Origin of the sequence: Shewanella sp. SM21 (genome assembly GCF_025654335.1) — a bacterium.
GTDB lineage: Bacteria > Pseudomonadota > Gammaproteobacteria > Enterobacterales > Shewanellaceae > Shewanella > Shewanella oncorhynchi.
The window spans coordinates 125,558-146,613 of sequence record NZ_JAKKRL010000003.1; the positions used below are offsets into that span (position 1 = coordinate 125,558).

Below are 21,056 nucleotides of genomic sequence, written 5' to 3' on the forward strand. Positions count from 1 at the left end.
AAAATGCCAGCTTATTTGCTGGCATTTTCGTATTCAAAAACTGAATGAGTTACTGATATAAAGATTTATCCGTTGGGTCGGGACGGGTCTTAAAGCGGCGATGTAACCACATATATTGGGCGCGGTTTTTATCTATGATGGATTCAATAATCTTGTTACCGCGAATGGCATCGGCTAATTCATCTTCGCCGGGGAAATTATCCAGCGGTGGCATCACTTCAATTCGATAGCCTTTATCATCTGTAGTACGTTCCACAAAAAAAGGCAGGACTTTGGCTTTGCCGAGTTTAGCTAACGTGGTGGCACCGGTAATCGTTGCCGCATCTGGCATGGCATAAAATGGGATAAATACCGCACTGGAACGGCCAAAGTCTTGATCGGCCGTGTACCAAATCACATCGGGATTGCGGAGGCAGCGTATCATTTGGCGCAAGTCGCGTTTAGAAACGAGACCTTTATTGGAGCGTAAACGGCCTTTGACCTGCAGGTATTCCATCACTGGATTATTGTGTGGGCGATAAACCCCCACGCCGGGTTGGAATTGGCCGAAGATACGTGCGCCCATTTCCAGCGGCAAACAATGCACGGCAAAGAGGATCACGCCGTGGCCAGCATTTAACGTGTCTTGTACGTGTTCTTCGCCTTTGATACTCATGTGCTGCTGCACTTTTTCATCGGGCCACCACCATGCATTGATGGTATCGAAAATGGCTTTGCCCGTTTCTTCAAAATTACGCGTGAGTAAATCTTCTCGCTGTGCTTCCGTCATTTCAGGGAAACAGAGGGTCAAGTTACGGCGCGCTGTGTGGGTGCGACCAGCTGCGAATTTCATCACTAAGCGACCCAATCCCTTACCCAGCGTCATCTGCCAAGGAAGCGGTAGAAGCTGAGTTAAACGCATCAAAAATACGCCAAACCACATGGGCCAATGCTTAGGATGATATAAAGAAGATGAAAACTCGGCTTTCTCGACCACAAAAATACTCACTACTTTTGAAAATTACTGCTCATTCTAACTCAATTTTTGCTGAAAATTAGGTACAATCACGGTTTAATTTCTGCATAAAGATAAGAGCACTATGAAGGTTTCTCTGCCAGCATTTGAAAAAGCCAGAGTGTTAGTCGTCGGCGATGTGATGTTAGACCGCTATTGGGTTGGCCCTACGGGACGTATCTCCCCTGAAGCCCCCGTACCTGTGGTGAAGATTAATCAAGTCGAAGACAGACCCGGCGGCGCGGCCAACGTGGCGCTCAATATCGCGACCTTAGGGGGGCAAGTCCAACTTGCCGGGCTCGTCGGCCAAGATGATACTGCCCATGCCCTAACGCTCGGTGTGCAAACTTTAGGGGTTGAACCCCAATGGTTAAGTATTGCTGATAAACCAACCATCACTAAGCTGCGGGTGTTATCACGTAATCAGCAGCTTATCCGCCTCGATTTCGAAGAAGCCTTCGACAAGGCCGATAGCGTGCGTTTATTGAAACAATCCGAGGCCTTACTCGATTCTGTCGATGTCGTGGTGTTATCTGACTATGCTAAGGGCGCTATCGATCAGCCGCGAGATTTTATTGCTTTAGCGCGTTCGAAAGGTGTGATGGTATTAGTCGATCCTAAGGGCAGTGACTTTGGTCGTTATCATGGCGCGTCGCTAATTACCCCAAATATGAGCGAGTTTGAAGCCGTTGTTGGCACTGTGACCTCTGAAGCCGACCTGCTGGAAAAAGCCCGTGGCTTACTCAAGCAACATCATTTTGATGCCATTTTAGTCACCCGCTCTGAAAAGGGCATGACCTTAGTGACCGCTAATGCGCCTGAGTTGCACATTCCTACCGTTGCCCGTGAAGTCTATGATGTGACGGGGGCTGGCGATACTGTGATTTCAGCCTTAGCAACCTCATTAGCCGCGGGCGCCGATTTACCGCAGGCTTGCGCAATTGCGAACACCGCCGCTGGCGTTGTGGTAGGTAAACTTGGCACTTCTACCGTGAGCCGCATTGAGCTTATTGAAGCCCTAGCTTTGCACCATGGAGAATCGGGTTTTGGGGTGGTGAGTGAAGATCAACTGGCCTACGCCTTAGAGCAAGCCAAACTACGCGGTGAACGTGTGGTGATGACTAATGGTTGCTTTGATATTTTACATGCGGGCCACGTGAGCTATCTTAAACAGGCGAAAGCTTTGGGCGATCGTTTGATCGTCGCGGTAAACGATGATGCCTCGGTTAAACGCCTCAAGGGTGAAGGCCGTCCAGTTAATCAGGTTGATCGTCGTATGGCTGTGCTCGCTGGCTTAGCTTCTGTTGATTGGGTTGTGCCTTTTAGTGAAGATACGCCGCAGCGCATCATTACTCGATTGCTGCCAAATCTGCTGGTCAAAGGTGGTGATTATAAGCTTGAGGATATTGCTGGTGGCGCTGAAGTGATTGCCGCCGGTGGCCAAGTTCAAGTGCTGGGCTTTGAGGATGGCATTTCAACGACAGCGATTATACAAAATATCATGGCGAATCAGTGAGCTTAGTCGCTCTGGCATTCGCATCTAGCCTGACTTGGACGCCCATTGCCGATAAGCAGGCTTTGATTTGCCCTTTACCAGAGCTTGGTACTTGCTTGGCATTATTGCCAGAGCAAGTGTTGGTGCAGCTTCCTGCAACACTCGAACAATTTAGGCTTGATTTAGGCCGCAGAAGTGCCATGGTCATGCCCGTCGATGACAATAAAATTGCGGGCCTAGTCTTAGTGAATGAGCAGCGGACACCGCAAGTACAGTTAGCCAGTGTCGATATGGTGACCTACCAATTACCTTTGCTTGAACAGCCGCAATTAACCCTATGGCATGAGCTCGGTCATTTGGAGAACCTTGCTCTGCAAGGCTCTGTGTTACCGACTCACTTGAGTGCATATCAACATGAATGGCTAGCTGACATTTATTTGGTTTGGCGTATCGCACGGGAGAAAAATGATTTTGCCTTGGCGTGGCAGCAATACCACAGACGCAATCTTGATGCATTAACAAGCCCGCAATACTTGTCACATTGGAGTTCGCCAATGTTGATACAAGTGTTGCATCGATACGATGTTGCTCAAGTGGCTAAATTTGCCGAGTATCGGGACTTTTTAACGAATTTTTACCCTAAAGCCGAGCAATTAGAGCCGAGATTATTAGGTGAGTATTCGAGCTTAATGCAACGCACTTTTGGCGCGAGTGTATTGCAACCCCTTCCTGAATATCTATTTTGGCGAAAAGCTGATCTTGGACACTATCTCCAACCGACGTTCGTTTTACTCATGGGCGAAGAAAAAGCACATAACTGGTTGGTACAAAATTCAATGTTATGAATGTGTTAATTAAATCTGTGGTGAAGCCTGTTTTAAACTGAACCCTAGCTGAACAAAAGTGAAATACGCTGGTTACGGCCCAGTGAACAGCAGTAATCCCTGAGCGGCTTTGGTAAGCTTTCCCCCTAAAAATAAGAGGGGAGACATTACTATGGCTAAGCGCTCGCGAGTACAAACTGAGCAAACCATAAATCAAATTATGGATGAAGCGTTAAGACAAATTTTGACTATCGGCTTTGAGACTATGTCTTATACTACGTTATCTGAAGCAACGGGTATTAGTCGCACAGGTATTAGTCACCATTTTCCACGCAAAAGCGATTTTCTTGTTCGTTTAGATAGTCGTATCGGCAATCTATTTGTTGCTGCGCTGGATTTTTCTAGCCAAGAGGCATTGGAAACATCCTGGATGCAGGCAATGCAGGAAGAGCATTACCGCGCAGTATTAAGACTGTTCTTTAGTCTTTGTGGTGGTGCGAATAATGAAATTACCCTCTTTAGAGCGGTGAGTACAGCGCGTCAGCAAGCGATTGCTGAGTTAGGCTTAGCGGGCGATCGCACGATCAACCACCTATTAGGCCGTACAGCTGTGATGTTGCTATCCAATTTTGATGTGGCAAAAGCAGCATAATAGACTGACCAATGAATATAAAAATGGAGCCAGATGGCTCCTTTTTTGTGGGTAAAAATCGTGATTTGTACTGAGGTAAGTCATACCCCAATAGTGTAGGATGACCACTCAATAATGATTTAAGTTAGTGATATTGCTTTGTACTCTTGATTTGACAGGATAAAACATATGGACATGACCCCCATCTCTAATGAGGCAGATATGCCTAAACGCGCCATTAAGCTTGATAACACTGAGCTTATCAAAACCAGTTTTTGGGTGAGTCAGATTTTTATAATCATTGCGACTGTTGTTGGCGTGTACTTAGCCGCGCAAGAAGGGTTGTCACAGGCAATTAAATTTGATGCCCTGAGCAATATGCAGAATAACTATCATCTGCGTCATGCCCTATATGACGAAGTGAGTGACAATGTTGAAATCTTGAGTCATTACGCTGACACAGTTGAGACTGTGAGTAGTAATAGTTTAGTGAAAATGCATCCGCAGATGGGATTATTTGTCTGGGATAACATGCGCTATTCTGCCAATGCGCTAGAAACACCGAGTGATATTTTGTCTGATATTCGTCGTTTGTATTTAGAGTCTGAGAAGATCATTAGCAATATTGAAACCCGTCACTATAGCGTTTCTTACGGTAAGGATCAGTTGCAAAATGTATTGAGTAAAATCAAAGAAGATACTTTGCCAAAACTCAAAACGAATTATGAAACCCTGTCAAAAGAGCTTAAAGATAACGATATTGCCGTCGACTAACGTATCTTGGCTTAGCTCCCCCCAAACATCAGGGGTCATTCTTATCCCTGATGTTTGAATCCATTGATGAATTCAGTGTTGCTGACAACACTTCTGCATGATCTGCTTTAGTCCCCATTATTTTATGGCACTTAAGCTAACGATGAATCTAGCCAGATTTTCTCCGTCGGTATTTGTCATCAAAACCTTGTTGAGTTAGCTTAATTCCTGTCGATAGGCTTGAGTTAATTTTTGCTGTTGTAGATAGATACGAATCGCCAAGAAGGTTAATGCGGCAGCAATCACGGCACTGATTGCGTGGTGGAAGACTAAGTGACTTATCAGGAACGTGGGCAAGTCTTCAAAGCTGTCGATAAGGAAAAGCTTAGTGATTAAGCCGATATAGACTAGAAGATGCAGAGCCGCGCCAGTAATAAAAAGTCGTTTAAATTTATCAATCAGTTTGATATCTAACTTGATATTAAACCATCGACAAAATAGGTACCCACTCAGGCCGATGGTAATCGATATCCAGCCAAGCCCGAGTAATGAGGTTTTGATTAATACGGCAGATAGGATAAACAGCCCAAGCAACATTTATAATTTCCTTAAACCAGCTTTAGATTTAACTTACTGTTTTAGCTTACATTAAGCGTATCAGCATTTTGGGCAGATAAGCCTCGCATCATATTGGCGCAGAGACTAGCTTAATAGGCTTAAAAAAATGTGAAAAGAAAGGGAGCCATTGGCTCCCTTCATTTCTTTAGAATAGTGTTTATCGCCTAAACGATTTCTACTCTGTTGATAATTAAATCAAGATCAAAGTGCCTTTAAAATGGCTTCAACACTGGCCTTAGCATCCCCAAACAGCATTTGGGTATTTTCTTTGAAGAACAGTGGGTTTTGCACGCCAGCATAACCTGTGTTCATCGAACGTTTAAAGCCAATCACGTTTTGCGCTTTCCACACTTCCAGCACTGGCATACCTGCGATTGGACTGCCAGGGTCTTCCATTGCCGCGGGGTTAACCGTGTCGTTGGCGCCGATAACGAGCACGACATCTGTGTCTTTAAAGTCTTCGTTGATTTCGTCCATTTCGAGCACGATATCGTAGGGGACTTTCGCTTCAGCGAGCAGTACGTTCATATGGCCTGGTAATCGACCAGCAACTGGATGGATACCAAAACGCACTTTCACGCCGCGATCACGTAGTTTTTGAGTGATTTCCGCAACAGGATATTGCGCCTGCGCCACTGCCATACCGTAACCCGGAGTGATGATGACTGAAGTGGCATTTTTCAGCATATCCGCCACATCTTCGGCGTTGGTTTCACGGTATTCACCCATTTCTTCATCGGCAGTCGAGGCCACACCATCTGTGCCAAAGCCGCCAGCGATAACTGAAATAAACGAGCGATTCATGGCCTTACACATGATGTAAGACAGAATAGCACCCGATGAACCTACTAACGCGCCGACCACAATCAAGAGGTCGTTCGACAACATAAAGCCTGCCGCTGCCGCTGCCCAACCTGAGTAGGAGTTCAGCATAGACACAACCACTGGCATATCCGCGCCGCCAATGGATGCCACTAAATGCCAGCCAAAGGCGAAGGCAATCAAGGTCATCAACAGCAGTGCTGGCATAGTGCCGCCTGTCTGTACGAAGTATACCAACAGGGCGAAAGACACTAGCACTGCGACTAGGTTCAGCTTGTGGCGATGTGGCAGCATCAGAGGTTTAGATGAAATCAGTCCGCGTAACTTACAAAAGGCAACGATAGAACCCGTAAAGGTCACCGCACCGATGAAGATCCCGAGGAAGACTTCGACTAAGTGAATGTTAAGCATAGCGCCAGTGAGGTGCTCTTTGCTGGCGGTCTTCACCGCTTCACTTAGTGCATCTTGTACTGCGGCGAGGGTCGTATTGATATCTCCACCGACAGCCACCACGACTTGTGATACTTCCTGTGGATGTAAGTCGATAAAGCTGTTGAAACCCACTAATACCGCGGCCATACCCACAAAGCTGTGCAATATAGCAACCAGTTCTGGCATTTCAGTCATTTCGACTTTTAGTGCTAAACGGATACCAATCGCGCCGCCAATCACCATAGCGATTAAGATCCACGCAATTCCGTTAGTATCGGGGTTGAAAATGGTAGCCAGTAGGGCGATTGCCATACCTAAGATACCGAATAAATTGCCGTGTTTTGCCGTCTCTTGCTTCGACAGTCCCGCGAGACTGAAGATGAAGAGAATGGCGGCAATAATGTAAGCTGCTGTTACCAGTCCTTGAGACACGTTAAACCCCCTTAATCCTTACGGAACATCTTCAGCATGCGCTGAGTGACGGTAAAGCCACCGAAGATGTTAATACTGGCGATCAGCACGGCGATAAACGCCAGTACAGTGACCAAAGTTGAACCCTGACCGATTTGCAGTAGGGCGCCGACCACGATAATGCCCGAAATCGCGTTAGTGACTGACATTAAAGGTGTATGCAGTGAGTGGGATACGTTCCATACCACGTAATAGCCAACAACGCAGGACAGCAAGAATACTGTGAAATGCGACAGGAACTCTGGTGGTGCTACCGATGCCACGGCAGCAAACCCTGCAACGCCTAAGGCGGCGAGCACGTATTTGAGCTTAGATGGTGCCTTCGGAGTGGTATTTTTCGGCTCGATTTTCGCCGCTGGTTTTGCTGGCGCCGCAGAAACAGAAATCGGTGGTGGCGGGAAGGTCACTTCACCTTCTTTAATCACTGTCATATTGCGCATGACTACATCATCAAAGTTGATGCTGGCTGTGCCGTCCTTTTCTTTACACATTAACTTCATCAGGTTGACTAAGTTAGTGCCGTAAAGCTGTGAGGATTGCGCCGGTAGACGACCTGGAAGGTCGGTATAACCAATCACTTTTACGCCGTTAGGAGTAACAAACAGCTCACCCGATTGCGTGTATTCGCAGTTACCACCCGTCGCAGCGGCTAAATCGACGATCACTGAGCCGCTCTTCATGCTATCGACCATGGTTTTGGTGATGAGCTTAGGCGCAGGACGACCAGGGATCAGCGCCGTAGTGATGATGATATCGACTTCTTTGGCTTGCTCAGCAAACAGCGCCATTTCGGCGGCAATAAATTCATCCGACATGGTTTTAGCATAACCGTCCGATGAACCACCTTCCTCGTTACCAAAATCCAGTTTAAGGAATTGGCCGCCCATAGATTCGATTTGCTCGGCCACTTCTAAGCGGGTATCGAAGGCGCGCACTATGGCGCCAAGCGATCCTGCTGTACCAATGGCGGCAAGGCCAGCTACACCAGCACCAATGACTAACACTTTGGCGGGCGGTACTTTACCAGCAGCGGTAATTTGGCCAGTAAAGAAACGGCCAAATTGATGTGCGGCTTCAACAACGGCGCGATATCCACCAATGTTTGCCATAGAGGAGAGGGCATCAAGTGACTGGGCGCGGGAGATGCGTGGCACCATGTCCATTGCCATCACGTTGATCTTACGTTTAGATAACTTCGCAACCAGCTCAGGGTTTTGTGCGGGCCAAATAAAGCTGACGATAGTCGCCCCGTCTTTGATTTGTTCAATTTCGGCGTCGCTTGGCGCATTGACCTTAAAGATCAGATCGGCTTGCCAAACGTTTGTTGTCACCTTCGCGCCCGCAGCTTCAAAAGCTGCATCATCGAAACTTGACAGTTGACCCGCATTGGCCTCAATAACAACTTCAAAGCCGAGTTTTTTAAGCTGCTCAACGGTGGCTGGGGTCGCGGCGACCCTAGTTTCACCGGCGAGACTTTCTCTCGGTATTCCAATCTGCATGACTACTCCCTGATGGTTTATATAATCGTTCCGCCTGCTGTTCTTCCTTCATCGTACTCAACTGCAAAATCTGTCGTCACCAGCGTTTATTCGGCGGGTGATTCGAGTCAGTTAGGGCATTCAATCTAGGATGGACACTTTTTGTTTTTAAAACAAACTATTCTGTGGGCAACAGAAATTATTGTTCGACAGGCTCATGACCATTGTGGCAATACTTTAGCTTGGCACAAGTGCATATTTCTCAAGCAGGCCGTTTCTGCACTGGTCGGATCAAAAACTTTTAACCAGTGCACACTTTTGTAGCTTAAATTTTGCACTTTGTATATTCCAAAATGGAATTAAAAATCCTATTTTATTCTTTTTTGCTTTTCTTAAACCGCGATAAGCTTGTGGACATTACACTGTCATAGGGCCGTCTCATGTTGTTAAAAGAACTTTCATCGCTGGCTTCGCCATTGTCTCAAGGACAAGTCGAGAAGCTAAAACAACTCACTTCTGAGTTAAGTGCTGTGCAATTGGCCTGGGTGAGTGGCTATCTTGCTGCTACAGCCAATGCGGGCCAATTAGCGCCCGTCGCGCAGGCGCAAACGGCTCAAACTGTGACGATTCTCTATGGCAGCCAAACGGGTAATGGCCGTGGTGTCGCCAAAGCGCTCGCCGATAAGGCGCAAGCGCAAGGTTATGCGGTCAATCTGGCTTCAATGGGCGAATACAATGTTCGCCAATTAAAGCAAGAAGCTGTGCTGTTATTGGTGGTCAGCACCCATGGTGAAGGTGAAGCGCCGGATGATGCGATTGAATTACACAAGTTTTTAGCATCGAAACGTGCCCCTAAGTTAGACAATCTACATTACTCTGTGCTTGCGCTGGGGGATTCTAGCTATGAATTTTTCTGCCAAACCGGTAAAGACTTCGATGCCCGCCTAGCGGCACTCGGTGCTAAATCACTGTTACCTTTAATTGAATGTGATGTGGATTATGAAACTGCCGCTGGCCAGTGGCACGCCGATGTATTAGAGGCCGTTAAGCCGCTAATTGAAACCTCGTCCGCCAGTGTGGTATCCATCGGCACCGCTAAAGCGATTGGCGAAAGTGAATTTACTAAGCAAAACCCCTATAGCGCCGAAGTGCTTGTGAGCCAAAAAATTACCGGCCGTGGATCAGACCGAGATGTGCGCCATGTTGAAATCGACCTTGGCGACTCAGGCTTAACCTATCAAGCGGGCGATGCCCTTGGTGTGTGGTTTAGTAATAACGAAGTGTTAGTCGATGAAGTCTTAGCGGGTTTGTCATTAGCCGCCGATGAGTTAGTGACACTTGGTACTGAATCCTTATCTCTTAAGCAGGCTTTGGTCGATAAGAAAGAATTAACCCAGTTATACCCTGGATTAGTCAAAGCCTGGGCCGAATTGAGCGGCAGCGCAGAACTGCTGGCATTGAGCGAAGATAAAGAACAAGTGCGCCACTTTATCCTTAAGCATCAATTTGTCGATTTAGTTACTCAGTATCCATTATCAAATAACTCAGTAACCTTAAATGCAGCAAAACTGCTTGAGCTACTGCGTCCATTAACGCCAAGACTTTACTCTATCGCCTCAAGTCAAAGCGAAGTTGAAACAGAAGTCCACTTAACTGTGGCCTTAGTGGAAGATGAGCGCCATGGCTCAGCACGTTTTGGCGGTGCGTCACACTTCTTAGCATCTGCGCAGGAAGGCACGCAAGTTAAGGTTTATGTTGAGTCGAACAAGCATTTCCGTTTACCTGAAAATCCAGAAACACCGGTGATCATGGTGGGCCCTGGTACAGGTGTTGCGCCGTTCCGTGCCTTTATGCAGGAGCGCGTCGCCCAAGGTATTCAAGGCGATAGCTGGTTATTCTTCGGCAATCCTCACTTTGAGCAGGATTTCTTGTATCAAACTGAGTGGCAACAGTATTTGAAAAATGGCGATCTCAGCCGTATCGACGTGGCGTTCTCCCGCGATCAAGCCCATAAGATTTATGTGCAGCACCGCATTAAAGAACAAGGCCAAGCCCTGTGGCAATGGTTGCAAAATGGCGCGCATCTTTATATTTGTGGTGATGCTGAACGTATGGCGAAAGATGTTCACCAAGCCTTGATTGAGGTGGCAGTCGAAGTCGGTGGTTTGAATACCGAAGCTGCCGAAGCCTATTTTGAAACCCTGCGCAGCGATAAACGTTACCAAAAAGACGTGTATTAATCTCAACCGTTGCGCAGATAAGAAACGCATAAGAATAGCTAAAGCTGCACACGTGATGACCTGTGCAGCCAGCGAACCCAATTTTAAGAGGCAGTTGCCATGAGTGAGCAAAAGTTAGCGTTAAATGAATACCTAAAGACCGACAGTGATTACCTGCGCGGGACCATCAAAGAAGGTTTAGATTCTTCTGTGACTGGCAGTTTCAGTGACGGCGATCAGCAGCTGATCAAATTTCATGGCTTCTATCAGCAGGATGACCGCGATTTACGTAACGAACGTAAAGAGCAAAAACTCGAACCTTTATATAGTTTTATGTTGCGTGCCCGTGTACCCGGCGGTATTTGTTCTCCGCAGCAATGGTTAGGCGTAGATAAAATTGCCTCGACGCTCACCAGCTCGAACAGTATTCGTTTGACGACCCGCCAAACCTTCCAATACCACGGTATTCCTAAGCGTAACTTGAAGACCATTATTCAAGACTTAGATCGCGAAGCGCTGGATTCGATTGCTGCCTGTGGTGACGTTAACCGTAACGTCATGTGTAACCCCAATCCGGTGGAATCGAAACTGCACGAGCAGGCCTATGCGGTGGCGAAACAACTGTCAGATCATCTATTACCACACACTCGCGCCTACGCTGAAATCTGGTTAGATGAAGAAAAGTTACTTTCGACCGAAGATGAAACCGTCGAACCTGTGTATGGCAAAACCTATCTGCCACGTAAGTTCAAAATGGCGGTTGCGGTTCCTCCCGATAACGATGTTGACGTTTACACTAACGATTTAGGCTTTATTGCTGTTGCCGAAAACGGCGAGCTAGTTGGCTTTAACTTAACGGCGGGCGGCGGCATGGGCTCGACCCATGGCGAAGTAGAAACCTTTCCACGCCTGGCTGACGACTTTGGTTTTATCAAAACTGAAGACGTGATGAAGTTTGCTGAAGCTGTCATGACAGTGCAACGCGACTGGGGCAATCGCTCTAATCGTAAGCGTTCGCGCCTTAAGTACACAATCGTTGACCACGGCTATGAAAAGTTCAAAGCCGAAGTTGAACTGCGTGCAGGAGTAAAATTTGAACCTAAGCGTGATGTCGTGATTGGCGATCGCGGCGACCGTTATGGTTGGGTCGAAGGCGTTGACGGTAAGTGGCATTTAACCCTATTTATCGAAAGCGGCCGCATTAAGGATTTACCGGGCCAGACCCTGCAAACGGGGCTGCGTGAAATTGCTAAGATCCACAAGGGCGATTTCCGCATGACCTCGAATCAAAACATGATCATCGCAGGTGTAGCGGCAGAAGATAAAGCCACGATTGAAGGTTTAGCCCGTAAACATGGTCTGCTGGGCCAAGTGTTGACGCAAACCCGCGGTCACTCGATTGCCTGTGTGGCGTTGCCGACATGTCCATTAGCGATGGCGGAAGCCGAGCGTTATTTCCCTGAGTTTATCGATCATATCGATGCGCTACAGGCAAAACACGGCATCAGCGAGCAAGCGATTGTCGTGCGTATGACGGGTTGTCCTAACGGCTGTGCCCGCCCATTTGCCGCTGAAATTGGGCTTGTGGGTAAGGCGCCGGGTCGTTATAACTTGTACTTAGGTGCAAGTTTTGAAGGGACTCGTTTGAACAAAATGCACAGAGAAAATATCCAAGAGGCGGACATTCTCGCCGAATTGGATGCCCTGTTTGGCCGCTACGCCGTAGAGCGTGATGCAGGCGAAACCTTTGGTAACTTCACCGTCCGCGTGGGTGTAGTGAAGGCGGTGATCGATGCCGCTAAGGATTTTCATGGCTGATATTGAGCAAAAAACCAGTGATAAAGTGCCGACTGTGGTCAGCGCTGCCGAACTCAAGGCATTATTGAGTGCGCCTAAGGCAGAGCAAGCGATAGAGCTTGAACGTATTAATCAGTTCTTAGGTGGATTAAGCGCACAAGAGCGGGTGCTATGGGGCTTAACTTATTTGCCCGGTAATCATGCGCTGTCCTCAAGCTTTGGGATTCAAGCCGCAGTGATGCTGCATATGGTGAGTCAGGCACAGGCGAATATTCCGGTTATCCTCACGGATACGGGTTATTTATTCCCTGAGACTTATCAGTTTATCGATGAACTGACAGAGCGTTTATCGCTGAATTTAAAAGTGTATCAAGCAGTGATGACATCTGCATGGCAAGAGGCACGCTTTGGTCAGTTGTGGGAGCAAGGGGTAGACGGGCTAGAGCAATACAACCGTCTCAACAAAGTTGAGCCTATGCAACGCGCTTTAGCCGAGCTTGAAGTCGGCACTTGGTTTGCTGGGCTTAGACGCAGTCAAGCCAGTACCCGTGAGGCGTTGCCGATACTGGCGATTCATGGTACTCGCTTTAAGTTACTGCCGATTATCGAGTGGTCGAATAAAGATGTGCACCTCTATCTGACTCAATTTGACTTGCCGTACCATCCACTTTGGGACCAAGGCTATGTTTCTGTGGGGGATACCCATTCGAGTAAACCACTCGAATTAGGTATGACAGAGGAAGAAACTCGCTTTAATGGCCTACAACGTGAGTGTGGTCTGCACTACGAAATCTAGTCATTTTATTGATTTTAAATATTAAACGCCTCAACTTAGTTTGGGGCGTTTTTTTATCATTTTAAGATAAGTGGGATTGAATTTAATACTCTGGATTGTCGAGGAAGTTAAGTGATGTCATTTAAGCGTCATTTAACTAAGATAGATTGATATTCATAGAGTTAGTTTGCATTCATTTTTAAATGCTAAAAATGTTGTACATTTTTACTCACAGAGTTATGCACATTGGTTAAGCCTGCGCTATATTTTGAAGTTCCCGTAGATGGTTTTGAAGCGTTTTACTGCGTTAATTGACATGATTCATGTCTTTTATGAGGTTAAGTTGTTGTATATCGGTATTTATGGGCTGGGTTTGCTGTGTATCGATATGGCTTGATTGGATGCAGTGAAAGCGTTGAAAACCTGACTCGCACCTGCGAGTATCAAGCAGTTTGATTGACTTGCTAGCTCTCGTTAATCAGCCATCATTACCTCGGTCAGCTGTCGTCAAAGCTGCCGAGGTCAAGTTAAGTCGACCCCAGTCAATCTCCAATAGTGATTTGTTCTTGTTATGGTTATTTCTCAACCTATCTTTGATTATCGAGTAAGATATCCTTGGTGTTTCCTTTACTCTCGTAGCATGATCAGCTTGCAACTCGCGTAAAGCTTTAGAATATTTTCTGTAAGCCTAGGTTGCCCCAAAGAATCCTTGTAATGGGATTGACTGGATAGATGAGAAACAAGAAATGAGAGTGTGTGGATGAGATGGTATAAATGACGGCCCCTTTATATGCGATGCGAGATCATGTCAGGCGTCCAAGTGTCAATAAGTCGAGTGACCCAGCACCTCAGAGACGAAAGCGTGGTTTTCGTCGTTTATTGTCTTGGTTATTTAAGGGATTAGTTTGGGTATTTATTTGCTCAATTTTATTAGTGATCCTACTACGATTCGTCGATCCTCTTATGTGGACTTGGCGTATCGAACGTGCCTTATTTCCACCTGCTCCTATCGGTGAGATCAGGCATCAATGGCGCGATTTAGCGCAAATTTCTCCCGAATTACAATTGGCTGTGATTGCTGCGGAAGATCAACGTTTTGTTGAGCATACTGGATTCGATTTAGCCGCGATAAGTTCGGCACTGAAATACAACCAAAAAGGTACCAAAGTCCGCGGGGCAAGTACCTTAAGTCAGCAGGCGGCGAAAAACCTTTTTATGTGGTCGAGTCGCAGTTTCTTTCGTAAGGGATTGGAAGCTTGGTTTACGTTATTGATGGAGTTGACTTGGGATAAGTCGCGTATTCTTGAAGTGTATTTAAATATTGTAGAATTTGGCCCAGGCATTTACGGCGCCGAAGCGGCATCAAAGCATTATTTTGGAAAGTCAGCGGCAAAACTTACCCAATACGAGGCCTCATTACTCGCAGCCATTTTACCCAATCCTTGGCGCTATAAGGTGTCTCCACCGTCATCGTATGTGCAGCAGCGCTCTGCTTGGATCCGTAAGCAAATGCGTCAGCTAGGTGACGTCACGCTTAAAAAAGTCCACGAAGCACGATGACGCTCTGGTGAGGTAGTTTGAGTGAGATGAGCTTAATTTGTCATTGAGTTCTTTGCTTAATCGTCGATGACTTTGAGATGTTTTATTACCGAATTGAAATAAGATTGGAGTTATGTTTAATAAACGTTAATTCTAATGCGTTTTTAATGCTGCGAACTCCTATCCTGTTCGCTTCTGTGTCGGTTTAATGTTAAATTATCGGGAAAATTTTATACCTTAGTTTCGCTTAGCCTAAGCATTTTAAACTGGGTTTGTATTGCGTAGGGCTGAGTTGTTGTGTTTTCTGATTTTGCATTATCTGCGTAAGGGATATGTAAGAGCGGATAAATATTTAAATACCTAAGGTGAGTTCTTTAGGTATTGTTTTCATAAAATTGAATGTCATTAAATGGAGTTTCTTAAATGAAAAAGATTGTGATTGCCGCGGCAATTATTGCAGCAGGTGCTGGTGGTTATTGGTATATGCAGAATGGCGCGGGTTCTAGTGCCTCTGCTAATCCTTTGCTCGACTATGTGCCTGCCGATACGCCGATATTTTCGGGCCAGTTAAAACCCTTCCCGTTAAAAGCGTATTTACAGTCTATTTCTGGAAATTATCAGCAATATCCAAGTAACACGCTTGATGAACTCGGTGTGCAGGATAGCCCTATGGGCAAGTTCTTCGTTAGCATTTATCAGCAGTATATGGATGGGATGAAAGATCCTGCCTTACTGTTAAAAACCTTCGGTTTCCCCGATGAAGTTAAACCTTATATTTATACTTTAGGTGCTTTGCCAGTATTAAAGATTGATGTTAATCAGGCTGAAGCATTTTGGGCTGTATTAGATAAAGCCGAAAAAGACAGTGGTGTAACCCACGAAATGCGTAAAGTGGGCGATGTTGATTATCGCGCTTATGCACTATCGGATGAAAGCTCAGCAGAGAAAGCTGAACTGTTATTTGCCCAGAAAGATGGCATATTAACGATGACTTTCAGCACCTCTATTACCGAGCCTGAGTTATTAGAAATGGCATTTGGTATTAAGAAGGCGCCGCAGTCATTAGCCGCTTCTGGCATATTAGAAGATATTATTAAGACCCATGGTTTTAAAGATGACAGCATTAGCTTTATTAACCATGTGGAAATTGTAAAGGCATTGACCTCTGCAGATAGCAATATGCTAGCTAAGCAACTGACTCAATTTTTTGCTGATGAAAGTGAGGGTGAAGATCCATTAGCTCAAATCAGAACACCAGAATGTCGTACCGAACTGACTGCGATTGCCGCTAACTGGCCGCGTACCGTTGCTGGTTTAACGGCGTTTTCTGTGACTGAAAAAGAAAGCCATATGGCGGCTTCATTTGTTGTCGAAACGAAGAATCAACCTATTCTTGCGGCAATGCAAAAGATGCGTGGTTTTATTCCATCGCATCTGGCGGATATCGACAGCACTATCTTCTCCATGGGAATAGGTCTAGATATCAATGAAATTACCCCTTCATTAACGGCTATTTGGGATGATCTGCAAAAGCCACAACTGACCTGTACACCATTGGCAGAGTTGCAGGCTGAGTTGAGCCAACAGAGCCCTGCTATGCTAGGCATGTTTACTGGCATGGCTAACGGTGTGAAAGGCATGAGCGTTTCATTGCTCGATTTTAAAATGAGCACACAAGATCAAGAGCCTAAGTTAGAAAGCTTAGATGCTTTAGTCAGCCTTAGCGCCGAAAACCCATCCATGTTGTTCAATATGGTCAAACCTTTCGCCCCTATGCTGGCTGAAGTGCAATTAGCCGATAACGGCGATGCTACTGATTTATCTCCAATATTGATGTTGCCTCCAGAGTTAGGTGTTAAGCCAATGCTGGCGATTAAAGGTCAACATTTAGTGGTGTATAGCGGTGATAAAGGCTTAGCTTTAGCCAACAAATTAGCAGGCGAGAAACTGTCAGCTAATGGCATGTACAGCTTGTCTGCTGATTACGGCAAGATGTTTACGCCAGTGCTAACACTGTTAGAAATGAGCGGAGAGCCGATCCCTGAAGAAATGCAAATGCTTAAAGATTACAACATGCGAGTTCAAATGAGCTTCGATGTGAATAAGCAAGGCTTGGTCATAGGTTCAGTCGCCAATTCTAAAGCGACTGAAAAGAAGTAATGCGTTAGTAAACTCATATTTGTTTGAAAAGAGCCAGCAGATTGCTGGCTCTTTTTTTTGCTTAATTCAGCTTAGCCTGAGCTAACTTAGTGTGCTGTGCTGGCAGAACAAGTTGCGCTTTGGGCTTGGCGGAGCGCATTAAACTAACGAGCCCTTGCCATTGAATATCACTGTTCTGAGGGAGCAAAATATCCGGTTCAGTCCCGATACCGGACAGGAGTCTCCCTTGTGCATCATAGGTTAACGAACTGCTGAATCTTATGTTTAATCCACTGTTTGGCAGTTTGAAATGATACTGACGTGCAAAGTCACCTGAGGTTTTTTCACCAATCAAATTTGCCCTAGACCAAGATTTAGTACGATAGGCAATCCACTCGCATTCTTGGCGACAATGGGGACTCACGAGTAGCGCTAAGCGATTTCGCCCTTCAGGAACCACCGCAGGCTTAGTGCGAACATACCAAGGGCTGAATTTCTCTTTATCGACAGAGGGTAAGTTACGGGTGAGAGATTTGAGCCTAGGAGGACTGTACTCTAACGCATCCAGAGGCATAAAATTGAGCGGCTGTAGATAATCATTTCTCAGCTCTGGTGAGCGGCGATAGTGCGCAAATCCCATCACATTAGGTGCTAAAGTGTTATTTAAATCCGCATCTTGATATCGCGACAGCATAGTCAATAATTTCGGACTAAAGCCACTGGCATCACGTAAATCAATGATCAGTAATGGATGTGTCATGCCTTTGAGCAGTTCTTGCTGTTGTTCTTTATCTAATTCAAAGGCGTAGAGATCGCTGATCTTAAGTTTGACCGTCGTATTGTTGACCGTCTCTAATTGATTTGGCATGTCTTGAAATTCGGTGCGCTCAAATTGAGATAATTGGTTAATAAATTCGAGCACATTAATATCTTGAGTCTCGTCTTTTTCACTGATAGTTGCTAATTGAGTTTGTGGGTTATGGCTTGGCAGGGCGAGAGTCACCTGCTGGCTTTGCAGGTCATCATTAATTAGCGTAATGACTACATAGGGCTTTATGCTGAGTCCTAAGTCTTCGCGCAGTAGGTTAAGTTTTTTCAGCCAAGGTAACTGCATTTCTTGGCTCTGTTTTGCCGGCTCAGGTAAGTAGGCTTGGCTGGTCGCTACCCATTTGCTCATAGGTAAACCATCGATATGAGTGATAAAGGGGAAGTCGTTGTTGACTGGATTATTATCGTTATCCAAGGCTAACCATTGGTCGTTGACTGGCCTTAGCGTTAACGGGAGATCGCCGCTTTGATCGTCGAAGTTATGCACTTGAGCGCCTGGATCTTTGAGGGTATTGAGTAATTTAGTGACTTCAGCAGCAAAGCGATCATTGGGAGTAATATCTTGATACTGTTCAACAATAAGGCTAGCCATAAATTTAAGCTGCGGGTTGGCTTTGTCGGCCGTTAAGGCATAAAACGCTGAGTGTTGCTCGATTTGATCCAATAAGGCATAGAGATCTTGGCGTACCTCTTGTGCATTCAGCACTGGTGCAGCGCTATCTTTTGGCACAGCGAAAAACGCGAGCTTAAGTAAGCTCGCGAAAATAATGACACTGAGTAGCATGACTATGCTGCGGTAGCTAAAACTCATATTCCTCCATGATGTTAAGGCGCTGCTTCAGGGCACAAAAAGGTGTGCGACTATCGGCTTAAATGCCATTCGGATCAATGTAAATCGTCCTGCTCTGCCCTAAACTCAGGTCCATCTGAGCAATTTAGCAGCAGGTTTGGTAGATTAGCAGCAAATTATGGTCGATTTTTGTACTTAGTCACTTTATATACCCAAACAATCTTAAATAGCGGGATCAAGTGGGTAATCTTTCTTAAAGAATATCGTTGAGTGAAATTCCGATACCAATACGTTGATTGTGATAGTTGTAATCGATTAGGCTTTCGCCATAACCATTAAAGTATTGAGTATAAAAGCGTAAGTTGCCGACGATAGGATGACTCCAAGTCAGTTCTGCTGAGCCTCTGTCGATATCTTCTAGATTCGTTTTAATGGTTAAAGTGAATCTATGTTCATCGATACCATAAACGCCAATAAACTCTGCTTTACCTATATAGTCATCAATATTCGGGTTATCGTCGCCGCTGGCTTTATATGGATCTGTTTTTTCATCTTCAGGAATACGCCACCACACTTTGGTGGAGAAGGCGAGTGGGCCTGCATCAAAAATCATAGTGGCATAGAGGCGATTCCAACTGCGGGAAAGTGGCCCTGCTTTACCATTCGATTGATGTACGGCACCAAACCCCCAAAAGGAATTGGTCACACTGCCAATTTTCCAATCGTTATTAAACAGCATAAAGACTTCAGGTTCGTGATTGGTTTCCCTAAAAGGTGATGAAGTGTCTTTGTTATAAACCTGCCAATAGGATTGATTGGTGTAAGCAAAAAATAAATGGCCATTATCACCAAACACATTGTACCAAATAGGAAATTTAAAACTGATTTGGAACTTAGCCTCAAACTCATCTAAAGAATAGGGGTTGAGTATTGCATCTTCGGTGAAAGGTGCCATGTTGGGATCTGGGCTGTAGGTGACTGGTAAAAGGTAATTCACTTTATGTGGCGTAATCACAAAAGGTAGATCCGCCGTGGCAAGTTCATCTTTTACTCTTCCTTTGACTAATGATTCTTCGGCATTTATGTCCGTACAGGCTAATAGCCCTGCCAATGCAATACCTGAGTAAAGTGGTTTCATCTGCCCTCCTTGATGTGTTTATTTATTTGTCAGTCGTACTCAACAAAGATAGTTATTTCCAGCTTAACATTAGAAAGTGAATTTATGGTTATGGAAAAATCCTGTGTCACTTAATGACAAATCTTGTCGTCAGCCATTTTTAGTCCCATAGAGATATGTTTAGGTAGAATTTTTGGCAATAACATAGTGCCAAAATCATGCACTTAGCGGACAGAAATTATTTTGATGCAATTCGCTTAATCTTATTAAGTCATTTTTATTTCAATGGGTTAACTTGGATTTAGGGCATTTTTGATTTTGAAACCTAAGGTTTTCCCCACTTTAAGTGAGTGGTCACTCATTCTTTTATATCTAAATGATATAAAAACTAATAATTATCTATTTATTATGGAATATAAGACGCGCTATATTTCTACAGACTAAAGTGATCTTGGGGATTCTGATGGAAATTTTCTCTTTACCGGGCCAAGCGGCCAAAGGCAAAGTCTGGCTGGTGGGTGCCGGCCCCGGCGACGTTGAGTTATTGACGTTAAAGGCATGGCGTATCCTTAAAACTGCTGATGCAGTGCTTTACGACGCTTTAGTCAGCCAAGATATCCTCGATCTTATTCCCAAAGACGCTGAGAAGATTGCCGTAGGTAAACGTGCGGGCAAGCATAGCGCCGCACAGGACGAGATTAATCAGTTACTCGTCACTAAAGCCTACACCCGTAAAAATGTGGTGCGCCTTAAAGGTGGCGATCCTTTTATTTTCGGCCGCGGGGGTGAAGAGTTACAAACTTTAGTCGAAGCTGGGGTTGAGTTTGAAGTCGTTCCCGGCATTACCGCTGCCAGCGGCACGTCAGCCTATGCGGGAATTCCCCTAACCCACAGAGACCATGCCCAAGGCGTCACTTTTATCACTGGCCATTGTCAGTTAGAGAGTCGCCCTATGGATTGGCAAGGTTATGCTAATCCTAACAATACCTTAGTCGTGTATATGGGGATTCTGAACGCAGGCATTATTCGCCAAGGTCTAGTCGATGCGGGCCGAAGCCCTGAAACACCCGTGGCGATAGTGTCAAAGGCAACCACTAAAGAGCAACGTCGTTTTATCGGCCGTTTAGGTGAGCTTGAACAGCTTGCCGCCGATCCAGAATTACAAATGCCAGCTTTGATGATCATAGGTGAAGTCGTCACGCTGAGTGACACCTTGCATTGGTTCAAACCTGAAGCGATTGAATCGACTCAGGTCAGCGATGAACAGACTCAATCGGTTAGAGTCTCGGCCGTCGCGTCGATAAGCTAAGCCGCAAACAGTTAAAGCTATTAAG

At 45.6% G+C, this 21,056-nt stretch carries 16 protein-coding genes; 10 read left to right on the plus strand and 6 right to left on the minus strand.

The genetic code is table 11. The features are described from left to right. Window positions 1-49: 49 nt before the first annotated feature. Entirely contained in the window at window positions 50-976 is a 927-nt protein-coding gene (locus L5L94_RS04755) for an LpxL/LpxP family Kdo(2)-lipid IV(A) lauroyl/palmitoleoyl acyltransferase (RefSeq protein ID WP_168822581.1), read from the minus strand. Window positions 977-1,079: 103 nt separating this feature from the next. Between L5L94_RS04755 and hldE the strand changes: the two genes are divergently transcribed. The 4 genes from hldE (at window position 1,080) to L5L94_RS04775 (ending at window position 4,718) form a co-directional block, all read left to right on the plus strand. Continuing rightward, on the plus strand, window positions 1,080-2,510 hold the full coding sequence (hldE, locus tag L5L94_RS04760) for a bifunctional D-glycero-beta-D-manno-heptose-7-phosphate kinase/D-glycero-beta-D-manno-heptose 1-phosphate adenylyltransferase HldE (protein ID WP_028761811.1): 1,431 nt from the start codon (window positions 1,080-1,082) through the stop codon (window positions 2,508-2,510). After that, window positions 2,507-3,334, plus strand: a complete 828-nt coding sequence (locus L5L94_RS04765) for a hypothetical protein (protein ID WP_263146449.1) — start codon at window positions 2,507-2,509, stop codon at window positions 3,332-3,334. Before hldE ends, L5L94_RS04765 begins: the two co-directional genes overlap by 4 nt. Before the next feature lie 151 nt (window positions 3,335-3,485). After that, window positions 3,486-3,965, plus strand: coding sequence for a TetR family transcriptional regulator (locus tag L5L94_RS04770; protein ID WP_006082899.1), 480 nt, complete (start codon window positions 3,486-3,488; stop codon window positions 3,963-3,965). A gap of 168 nt (window positions 3,966-4,133) precedes the next feature. Continuing rightward, window positions 4,134-4,718 carry a hypothetical protein gene (locus L5L94_RS04775; RefSeq protein WP_105251573.1) on the plus strand — a complete coding sequence of 195 codons (585 nt, stop codon included), beginning with the start codon at window positions 4,134-4,136 and terminating at the stop codon, window positions 4,716-4,718. 195 nt (window positions 4,719-4,913) lie between these two features. On the opposite strand, the gene L5L94_RS04780 is transcribed toward L5L94_RS04775, so the two are convergent. From L5L94_RS04780 to L5L94_RS04790, 3 genes are all read right to left on the minus strand, one after another. After that, on the minus strand, window positions 4,914-5,294 hold the full coding sequence (locus L5L94_RS04780; RefSeq protein WP_263161552.1) for a hypothetical protein: 381 nt from the start codon (window positions 5,292-5,294) through the stop codon (window positions 4,914-4,916). Window positions 5,295-5,516: 222 nt separating this feature from the next. After that, a complete protein-coding gene (pntB, locus tag L5L94_RS04785; protein ID WP_105251576.1) occupies window positions 5,517-7,001 on the minus strand; it encodes a Re/Si-specific NAD(P)(+) transhydrogenase subunit beta in 1,485 nt (494 codons plus the stop codon). 11 nt (window positions 7,002-7,012) lie between these two features. Continuing rightward, window positions 7,013-8,539, minus strand: coding sequence for a Re/Si-specific NAD(P)(+) transhydrogenase subunit alpha (locus L5L94_RS04790; protein ID WP_263146441.1), 1,527 nt, complete (start codon window positions 8,537-8,539; stop codon window positions 7,013-7,015). 419 nt (window positions 8,540-8,958) lie between these two features. On the opposite strand from L5L94_RS04790, the gene L5L94_RS04795 reads away from it, so the two are divergent. The 5 genes from L5L94_RS04795 to L5L94_RS04815 all read left to right on the plus strand — a co-directional run bounded on the left by L5L94_RS04795 (window position 8,959) and on the right by L5L94_RS04815 (window position 17,008). Further along, window positions 8,959-10,758, plus strand: a complete 1,800-nt coding sequence (locus L5L94_RS04795) for an assimilatory sulfite reductase (NADPH) flavoprotein subunit (protein ID WP_263161555.1) — start codon at window positions 8,959-8,961, stop codon at window positions 10,756-10,758. 99 nt (window positions 10,759-10,857) lie between these two features. Continuing rightward, window positions 10,858-12,555: an assimilatory sulfite reductase (NADPH) hemoprotein subunit gene (gene cysI, locus L5L94_RS04800; RefSeq protein WP_113939010.1), complete on the plus strand. Its 1,698-nt coding sequence runs from the start codon at window positions 10,858-10,860 to the stop codon at window positions 12,553-12,555. Then, window positions 12,548-13,330, plus strand: coding sequence for a phosphoadenylyl-sulfate reductase (locus tag L5L94_RS04805; RefSeq protein ID WP_263146435.1), 783 nt, complete (start codon window positions 12,548-12,550; stop codon window positions 13,328-13,330). The genes cysI and L5L94_RS04805 overlap by 8 nt, the downstream gene beginning before the upstream one ends. Before the next feature lie 753 nt (window positions 13,331-14,083). After that, the gene (gene mtgA, locus L5L94_RS04810; protein ID WP_263146432.1) at window positions 14,084-14,869 is read left to right on the plus strand and encodes a monofunctional biosynthetic peptidoglycan transglycosylase; all 786 of its coding nucleotides are present in this window, start codon (window positions 14,084-14,086) and stop codon (window positions 14,867-14,869) included. A gap of 402 nt (window positions 14,870-15,271) precedes the next feature. Then, entirely contained in the window at window positions 15,272-17,008 is a 1,737-nt protein-coding gene (locus tag L5L94_RS04815; protein WP_263146428.1) for a hypothetical protein, read from the plus strand. A 61-nt stretch (window positions 17,009-17,069) separates the two neighbouring features. Here L5L94_RS04815 and L5L94_RS04820 read toward each other — a convergent pair whose 3' ends face one another. Together L5L94_RS04820 and L5L94_RS04825 are read right to left on the minus strand one after the other, a co-directional pair. Continuing rightward, window positions 17,070-18,626, minus strand: a complete 1,557-nt coding sequence (locus L5L94_RS04820; protein WP_263161557.1) for a S41 family peptidase — start codon at window positions 18,624-18,626, stop codon at window positions 17,070-17,072. A 232-nt stretch (window positions 18,627-18,858) separates the two neighbouring features. Continuing rightward, entirely contained in the window at window positions 18,859-19,743 is an 885-nt protein-coding gene (locus L5L94_RS04825) for a phospholipase A (RefSeq protein WP_263161559.1), read from the minus strand. Between the two features lie 442 nt (window positions 19,744-20,185). On the opposite strand from L5L94_RS04825, the gene cobA reads away from it, so the two are divergent. Further along, entirely contained in the window at window positions 20,186-21,031 is an 846-nt protein-coding gene (cobA, locus tag L5L94_RS04830; protein WP_105251585.1) for a uroporphyrinogen-III C-methyltransferase, read from the plus strand. The last annotated feature ends 25 nt before the right edge of the window (window positions 21,032-21,056 follow it).

What these genes read in the sequence shown, in the direction of transcription:
- L5L94_RS04770 (WP_006082899.1), top strand. Translation starts at nt 3,486, where the DNA reads ATGGCTAAGCGCTCGCGAGTACAAACTGAGCAAACCATAAATCAAATT.
- cobA (WP_105251585.1), top strand. Translation starts at nt 20,186, where the DNA reads ATGGAAATTTTCTCTTTACCGGGCCAAGCGGCCAAAGGCAAAGTCTGG.
- hldE (WP_028761811.1), top strand. Translation starts at nt 1,080, where the DNA reads ATGAAGGTTTCTCTGCCAGCATTTGAAAAAGCCAGAGTGTTAGTCGTC.
- L5L94_RS04815 (WP_263146428.1), top strand. Translation starts at nt 15,272, where the DNA reads ATGAAAAAGATTGTGATTGCCGCGGCAATTATTGCAGCAGGTGCTGGT.
- L5L94_RS04820 (WP_263161557.1), bottom strand. Translation starts at nt 18,626, where the DNA reads ATGAGTTTTAGCTACCGCAGCATAGTCATGCTACTCAGTGTCATTATT.
- mtgA (WP_263146432.1), top strand. Translation starts at nt 14,084, where the DNA reads ATGACGGCCCCTTTATATGCGATGCGAGATCATGTCAGGCGTCCAAGT.
- L5L94_RS04825 (WP_263161559.1), bottom strand. Translation starts at nt 19,743, where the DNA reads ATGAAACCACTTTACTCAGGTATTGCATTGGCAGGGCTATTAGCCTGT.
- L5L94_RS04780 (WP_263161552.1), bottom strand. Translation starts at nt 5,294, where the DNA reads ATGTTGCTTGGGCTGTTTATCCTATCTGCCGTATTAATCAAAACCTCA.
- L5L94_RS04795 (WP_263161555.1), top strand. Translation starts at nt 8,959, where the DNA reads ATGTTGTTAAAAGAACTTTCATCGCTGGCTTCGCCATTGTCTCAAGGA.
- L5L94_RS04790 (WP_263146441.1), bottom strand. Translation starts at nt 8,539, where the DNA reads ATGCAGATTGGAATACCGAGAGAAAGTCTCGCCGGTGAAACTAGGGTC.
- L5L94_RS04775 (WP_105251573.1), top strand. Translation starts at nt 4,134, where the DNA reads ATGGACATGACCCCCATCTCTAATGAGGCAGATATGCCTAAACGCGCC.
- L5L94_RS04805 (WP_263146435.1), top strand. Translation starts at nt 12,548, where the DNA reads ATGGCTGATATTGAGCAAAAAACCAGTGATAAAGTGCCGACTGTGGTC.
- cysI (WP_113939010.1), top strand. Translation starts at nt 10,858, where the DNA reads ATGAGTGAGCAAAAGTTAGCGTTAAATGAATACCTAAAGACCGACAGT.